This window comes from Promicromonospora kroppenstedtii (assembly GCF_044389675.1).
Lineage (GTDB): Bacteria > Actinomycetota > Actinomycetes > Actinomycetales > Cellulomonadaceae > Promicromonospora > Promicromonospora kroppenstedtii.
On record NZ_JBIRYI010000026.1, the window covers coordinates 22,026 to 28,494 of the forward strand.

Below are 6,469 nucleotides of genomic sequence, written 5' to 3' on the forward strand. Positions count from 1 at the left end.
GCGGGTCATGCCAGCGGTGCCCGGACCACGTCGACGCCGAGCGCCTCGATCCGCTCGGTGTCGTCGTCGCCGAGCGCCGGGTCGCAGACCACCGTGTCGAGCTCGTCCAGCGACAGCACGCGGTACTTGGCGTAGCTGCCGAACTTGCCGCTGTCGGCGAGCAGCGCCGTCGTCGTCGCCGAGGCCATGGCGGCGCGCTTCGCCTCGATCTTGGCCTCCACGGGCGTGGTGACGCCGTGGCGCGCGTCCCACGAGCTGGAGGACAGGAACGCGACGTCCAACGACAGCTCCGCCAGGGTCAGGGCCGCCAGGCGCCCGATGGTGGACTGGTTGTCGGGGTCCACGCGCCCGCCCACGCTGATCAGGTCCACGCTGGGGTGGTCCAGGAACGCGAGCACCGTGCTCAGGTCGTTGGAGACCACGGTGAGCCCGGTGCGTTGCTCCAGGAACGGCCGCATGGCCTGCACCGTGGTGCCGGCGTCCAGGTAGACGGTCATGGAGTCGGTGACCATCTCGGCCGCCGCACGGGCGATGGCGGTCTTCTCGGCCAGCCCCGTCACGGCCTTCTCGGCGCGCCGCGGCTCGTTCAGCAGCCGGGTCGCGAGGGTGGCGCCGCCCTGCGTGGCCTTGACGCGGCCCTGCTCGGCGAGCACCGCCACGTCCCGCCGCGCGGTCATCTGGCTGATGCCCAGAAGATCGGTGATCTGCCGGTAGCTGAGCACCTGCTCCGTGCGCAGGTGCCGCAGGATCTGCTGCCTGCGCTGCTCCGGGATCAGGGCAGTCGTCTTCGCCATCGTCGCCTCCTGCGCGTCAGTCTAGGGTGCCGGGGTCCACGGGCTGGACCACCGCTGCGCCAGCTCACGGATGTGCTCCGGCGTCAGCTCCCGGCGCCGCGAGCCCGCCGTGAGCAGGGCGATCCGGCACGCCTCCTCCAGCTCGGTGGCGCGGTCCACGGCCTCGTCCAGGTCCGCGCCCGCGACGACGGCGCCGTGGCTCGCCAGCAGCGCGGCGCGCAGCGGCCACGGCGCGGCGAGCAGGTCGTCGCCCAGGGCCGGGTCGCCCGGGTGCCGGTAGGGCAGCAGCGGCGTCTGCCCCACGCGCATCACGAAGTAAGGCGTCAGCGGCGGCACCGCGTTGTGCGCGGCCCACGGCTCCAGGCAGGCCAGCGCCACGGCGTGCGGCGAGTGCACGTGCACGACGGCGCGGTAGCCGTCCTCGCGCTGGTAGAACGCCGTGTGCAGGGGCGTCTCCTTGGACGAGCGGGCCCCGCCCAGGTGCGTGCCGTCGAGCGAGACCTCGGCGATGCCGTCCGGCGAGAGCCTCCCCAGCGACGTGCCGGTGCCGCTGATCAGCACGCGGTCGCCGTCGCGCACGCTCACGTTGCCGCTGCTGCCCGGGCTCAGGCCCGCCTCGACGAGCTGGCGGCCGGCCGCGATCAGTGCGGTCACGCTCATGCGAGCACCTCCCACGCCGCGGTGAACAGATCCTCGCCGCCGAAGTTGCCGCTCTTCAGCGCCAGGGCCACGGTCCGGCCGGGGTCGTCGTCCACCGCTCCCACGGACCAGCAGACGCCGGGGGCCAGCTGCGGCCCGATGTGCAGGGCCTGCACGCCGAGGGCGCGCACCACCGAGCCGCTGCTCTCGCCGCCCGCGACGATCAGTGCGGTCACCTCACCGCGCTCCACCAGCCGACGGGCCACGCCCGCGAGCACCCGCTCGACCACGGGCGCCACCTCGACGCCGTCCAGGTGCGAGCGCACGTCGGAGCGCTCGCGCGCCGCGCACACCGCGGGGTGCGTCTGCGGCTCCTGCTGCTCGACCCAGTCGGCGAGCTCCGCGATGGTGCCCGCCTCGTCGGCGACCGCCGCGGCGACGTCGACCAGCCGGACCGGCTGGGTGCGCGCGGCGTGCGCGATCTGGGCCAGCGTGGTGGCGGACACGCTGCCGCACAGCACCGCGCCGCGTCCGCTCGCGGGCGGCGACCACAGGGCGTCGGTCAGGCGCGGTCCGGGGATCCCCAGCGCGAGGCCGGAACCGCCCGAGACCAGGACGTCGTCCGCCGTCGCGGCACCGATCGTCACCAGGTCCGCGTCCGTGGTCGCGTCGACCACGGCATACCGGGCCTCCGACGCGTCCAGCGCTGCGCGGACGGCGCCCGCGCCGTCGCGCACGACGGGCAGGGTCACCTCGGCGACGTCGTACGCCGTCTGCGGGCGCAGCAGGTCCATGACCCGCGAGCGGGTCATGGGGGTCAGGGGGTGGTGCCGCATCGAGGAGTGCTCCAGCAGGTCGCGGCCCACGTACAGCTGGCCCTCGTGGACCGTGCGCCCGTTGGCGGGCAGGGCGGGGACGACGACGGCGCGGCGCGCGCCCACGGCGTCGGACACGGCGTCGAGCACCGGGCCGATGTTGCCCTCGTCGGTCGAGTCGAACGTGGAGCAGTACTTGACGTAGAACCGGTCCGCGCCCCAGGCGCGCAGGCGGTCCAGCGCGTCGAGCGAGGTGGCGACGGCCTCGGCGCGCGGCGCGGTGCGCGTCTTGAGCGCGACCACCACGGCGTCGACCTCGCGGAGCTGCTCGGGGGAGAGCGCGCCGTTCTCGATCACCACGGAGACGCGATGGCCCGCGGTGCGCAGCATGGTGGCGAGGTCGGTGGCGCCGGTGAAGTCGTCGGCGATGGATCCCAGCATGATCAGATCCTCTCACACGCTGTGACTATTTGATGCGAAGTTGGAGGATAGTAGAAACCTGTGGCACAGTGGCGGCCAGCCCGCTCGAACGCCGAGCCGGTGCACGACGATCGGAACAACGGTGATCCTCAATCACGTCTCTCGGACGCGAGGTCCCCTCCGTGTCGCCCTGACCGGGGCGAACGGCGGCTACGGACGCACGTTTCTGGCGCAGCTGGCGCTGACGCCCGAGATCCGCCCCGCGGTGCTGGTGGACCCGGACGTCGCGGGCGTGCGGCGCATGCTCGACGAGCTGGGCGTCCCGGCGGACCGGGTGGCCGAGTCGACCGACCCCGCTACTACCGCACGCCTGGTCGAGCAGGACCACATCGCGCTCGTGGCCTCGGCCGACGCCCTGGACTGGACGGGCATCGACGTGCTCGTCGAGGCCTGCGGCCGGGTGCCGGCGGGCTTCGGCTATGCCGCGGCCGCCCTGGACCACGGTACGCACGTGGTCATGGTGAGCAAGGAGGTCGACACCGTCGTGGGCGTCGAGCTCGGCGCCCGCGCCGTGGCCAAGGGCCTGAGCTACCTGCCCGGCGACGGCGACCAGCCCGCCAACCTGCTGCGCCTGGTCGACTGGGTCAGCGCCGTCGGCCTCGACATCGTGGCCCTCGGCAAGTCCGGTGAGTACGACCTCGAGCTCGACCCCGCGACCGGCCGCGTCACGCAGGCCGGAGTCACGGTCGAGGCTCCCGCGCTGCTCGACCTGCTGGAGCTGGGCGACGACGTCGCGGGCACGCTCGCCCGCCGCGCCGACGCCGTCCGCGGCCTCAAGCGCGCCGCAGCTGCCGACTCGTGCGAGATGGCCGTGGTCGCCACGCGCACCGGGGCCTCCGCCGACGTCGAGGCCATGCACTACCCGGTGGCCCGCATCGCCGAGCTCGCCGACATCTACTCCGCCCGCGCGGACGGCGGCATCCTGGAGCACGACGGCGTCGTCGACGTGTTCTCGGCGCTGCGCCTGCCGGGCGAGGCCAGCTTCGCGGGCGGCGTCTTCGCCGTCGTGCGCACCGGCGATCCCGCCACCTGGGAGCTGCTGCGCGGCAAGGGCCACGTGATCAGCAAGGACGGGCAGTATGCCTGCATCTACTGGCCGTACCACTACATGGGCGTGGAGACGCCGCTGACCGTGCACGCCGCCGTCGACCGTGTACCGGCCCCGCCGGCCCGGCCGACCATGCTGCTGGCCGCCCGCGCCATCGAGGACCTCGCCGTCGGCGCGGTGCTCAGGGCCGAGGGTCACCACCACGAGATCGCCGGGGTCGCGCCGGTCATGCTCGACCCGGCCGAGGGCGTCTCGCCCTACTACCTCCTCGACGGCGCCCGGCTGGCCAAGCCCGTCGCCCGAGGGGCCCTCATCGGGCTCGACGACGTCGAAGGCGTCGACGAGCCGGCGCTGGACGCCTACCTTGCGGGCGCCGCCCGCACCACCGAGACGAACGGAGACGATCGATGACGATTCTCGCCGCGTGCACCCACACCGCACGCCTCCGAGAGGAGACCGCGGCATGACCGCCGAGATCATCGCCCTGATCGGGCTCGCGCTGGTCTTCGGGATCTCCGCGCTCCGCAACGTCCACATGGGGGCGCTCGCGCTGGTCGCCGCCTTCATCGTGGGCATCGGCGTCGTGGGCGAGGGCCTGGACGACGTGCTCGGCGGGTTCCCCGTCGACGCCCTGATCATCCTGGTGGGCATCACCTACCTGTTCGGCATCGCCCGCGAGACCGGCACCATCGACTGGCTCGTGGACCGCTCGCTCGGGCTGATCGGCGACCGTGTCGCGCTGCTCCCCTGGGGCCTGTGGCTCATCGCGACCGGCGTGGCCTGCCTCGGCACCTCGCACGCGGCGTTCGCCGTGGTGCCGATCGCCATGAGCCTGGCGGCGACGCACCGCATCAGCTCCACGATGATGGGCATCGCGATGAGCTCCGCGATCGTCGGTGGCGCGCTCGCGCCGACGAGCATCGTCGGCATCACCGTGCAGACCGTCGCCTCCAGCGCGGACATCCCGTACAACGCGGCGCTGATGTTCGGGCTGTCGGTGGGCGTCAACGCCCTGGTCGTGCTCGCGGCGTTCTTCATGTTCGGCGGGCGCGAGCTGATCCAGCGCACGCGCCAGGCCCGTGACAACGGGCCCGACGGCGGCGTGGGCGGGTCGGGCGGTCCGGCCGGAGGTTCCGGCGGCGGCGTCGCCACGCTGGAGCGCACCGAGGTCAGGGCGCCCACCAAGATCACCGCGATGCAGGTGCTGGTGATCGTCTCGATCCTCACGCTGATCGGCGGGTTCTTCCTGCTCACGACGCTCGACGTGGACATCAACCTCGGCGTCGTGGCGCTCACCATCGCGGTGATCCTCGCCCTCGTGGACCCCGGCGTCGGACGCCGCGGCATCGCGCGGATCGACTGGGGCACCATCCTCCTGCTCGGCGGCATCATCACCTACGTCGAGGTGCTCACCCGCCTCGGCGCCATCGAGCAGCTCGGTGAGGCCGCCCGCTCGGTCAGCGTGCCGATCGTGGCCGCGCTGGTGATCTGCATCGTGGCCGGCCTGGTCTCGGCGTTCGCCTCGACCATCGGCATCATCGGCGCGCTCATCCCGCTCGCCGTGCCGCTGCTCGTGCCCGGTGGCGGCCTGGAGACGACAGGGTTCATCTACGCCCTTGCCATCTCTGCCTCGCTGGTCGACTGCGCGCCGTTCGGCACCACCGGCGCCACGATCGTGGCCTCGACGGTGGAGCACGACCGGCCCCGTGTGAACCGGGACCTGACCGTCTGGGGCTTGTCCATGGTCGTCATCGGCCCGGTGGTGACCCTGCTGACGATGGTCGTACCGTTCCTCTGGTTCTAGGGAACGATCGAGTCCACGTAGCCGCCGTCCACCCGGACTGCGGCTACGTGGTTTCAAGCGGCGGTGGTCAGGTGGGGTGGGCCCAGGAGAGATCGGGTCGACGTGACCGGGCGCCGGCTCGACCGGGTGGCCGGTGTGCCGGGCGGGCCTGGCGGGGTGGTGGGCTCGGCCGGTAGGGGATCGCTCCGTGGGCGGGCGTGGTGTGGCAGCCGATGGAGTAGCGGCTGCGTGGGACGCGGCCCGGGGCGGGGCCGGTTAGGCCGACCGCAGGGGTCCAGGGCGGGGTGGCGGTGACGTCGCGGGTCGACGTCGGGGCCTCCCCGGCGCCGGGCACACCGGTCGTCGACGTGTGCTCGTCACCGATCGCCGATGCGTGCCCGTCACGGGGCACGACCGTGTCTCGGTCGTGGGCCGTGTCGACGTTTCGGACCGCCTGCCCGGTTCCCGGCGAGTCGTCGGGTGCCGTTCCGTCGGCGTTCGTACTAGGAGCCAGTGCCGTGTCGCCTGTCCTGGCTGGGGCTGGTGGTGTGGGCGCGACCGAGACATAGGTATGCCCGGTCGGGGTGACCGTCTCGACCGCATGCCGACCATCGAGCTGGGTGGTTTTCTGTCGCCAGCCCGGTGCCTGCTTCGCGTGGTTGCACCTGGCACAAAGGCCTTGCCCGTTGTCGAGGCTGGTCGGGCCGCCCTCGGCGTGTGGGGTGATGTGGTCGGTGTGCCGGACCGGGGCGTCGCACCAGACGGTGGCGCAGATGCCCTGTTCGCGGGCCCGCAGCAGGCTCGACAACCCCGGTGGGTGGAACCGGGACGTGGACGTCGTGGCCAGGAGGCGCCCGTGGGGGTTGACGTAGATCGACCGCAGCCAGGCGGTGTCGGTGTCGATCGCGTG

6 protein-coding genes are annotated in these 6,469 nt (G+C 73.0%); 2 read left to right on the forward strand and 4 right to left on the reverse strand.

Features of this window, described 5'->3' with window-relative positions:
* Window positions 1-5: 5 nt before the first annotated feature.
* From ACH47X_RS26385 to otnK, 3 genes are read right to left on the reverse strand one after another with little or no spacing between them, the layout of a single operon-like run.
* Window positions 6-794, reverse strand: coding sequence for a DeoR/GlpR family DNA-binding transcription regulator (locus tag ACH47X_RS26385; RefSeq protein ID WP_397408342.1), 789 nt, complete (start codon window positions 792-794; stop codon window positions 6-8).
* A 21-nt stretch (window positions 795-815) separates the two neighbouring features.
* A complete protein-coding gene (locus ACH47X_RS26390) occupies window positions 816-1,454 on the reverse strand; it encodes a class II aldolase/adducin family protein (protein ID WP_397408344.1) in 639 nt (212 codons plus the stop codon).
* A complete protein-coding gene (gene otnK / locus ACH47X_RS26395) occupies window positions 1,451-2,689 on the reverse strand; it encodes a 3-oxo-tetronate kinase (RefSeq protein WP_397408346.1) in 1,239 nt (412 codons plus the stop codon). The genes ACH47X_RS26390 and otnK overlap by 4 nt, the downstream gene beginning before the upstream one ends.
* Window positions 2,690-2,810: 121 nt before the next feature.
* Here otnK and ACH47X_RS26400 point away from each other — a divergent pair, with 121 nt between their 5' ends.
* Together ACH47X_RS26400 and ACH47X_RS26405 are read left to right on the forward strand one after the other, a co-directional pair.
* A complete protein-coding gene (locus ACH47X_RS26400; protein ID WP_397408348.1) occupies window positions 2,811-4,187 on the forward strand; it encodes a homoserine dehydrogenase in 1,377 nt (458 codons plus the stop codon).
* 52 nt (window positions 4,188-4,239) lie between these two features.
* Window positions 4,240-5,580, forward strand: coding sequence for an SLC13 family permease (locus ACH47X_RS26405; RefSeq protein WP_397408350.1), 1,341 nt, complete (start codon window positions 4,240-4,242; stop codon window positions 5,578-5,580).
* A 67-nt stretch (window positions 5,581-5,647) separates the two neighbouring features.
* Here ACH47X_RS26405 and ACH47X_RS26410 read toward each other — a convergent pair.
* Window positions 5,648-6,469, reverse strand: an 822-nt coding sequence (locus ACH47X_RS26410; protein ID WP_397408352.1) for an HNH endonuclease, incomplete at its 5' end; no start/stop codon positions are given.

What these genes read in the sequence shown, in the direction of transcription:
- ACH47X_RS26385 (WP_397408342.1), bottom strand. Translation starts at nt 794, where the DNA reads ATGGCGAAGACGACTGCCCTGATCCCGGAGCAGCGCAGGCAGCAGATC.
- ACH47X_RS26390 (WP_397408344.1), bottom strand. Translation starts at nt 1,454, where the DNA reads ATGAGCGTGACCGCACTGATCGCGGCCGGCCGCCAGCTCGTCGAGGCG.
- otnK (WP_397408346.1), bottom strand. Translation starts at nt 2,689, where the DNA reads ATGCTGGGATCCATCGCCGACGACTTCACCGGCGCCACCGACCTCGCC.
- ACH47X_RS26405 (WP_397408350.1), top strand. Translation starts at nt 4,240, where the DNA reads ATGACCGCCGAGATCATCGCCCTGATCGGGCTCGCGCTGGTCTTCGGG.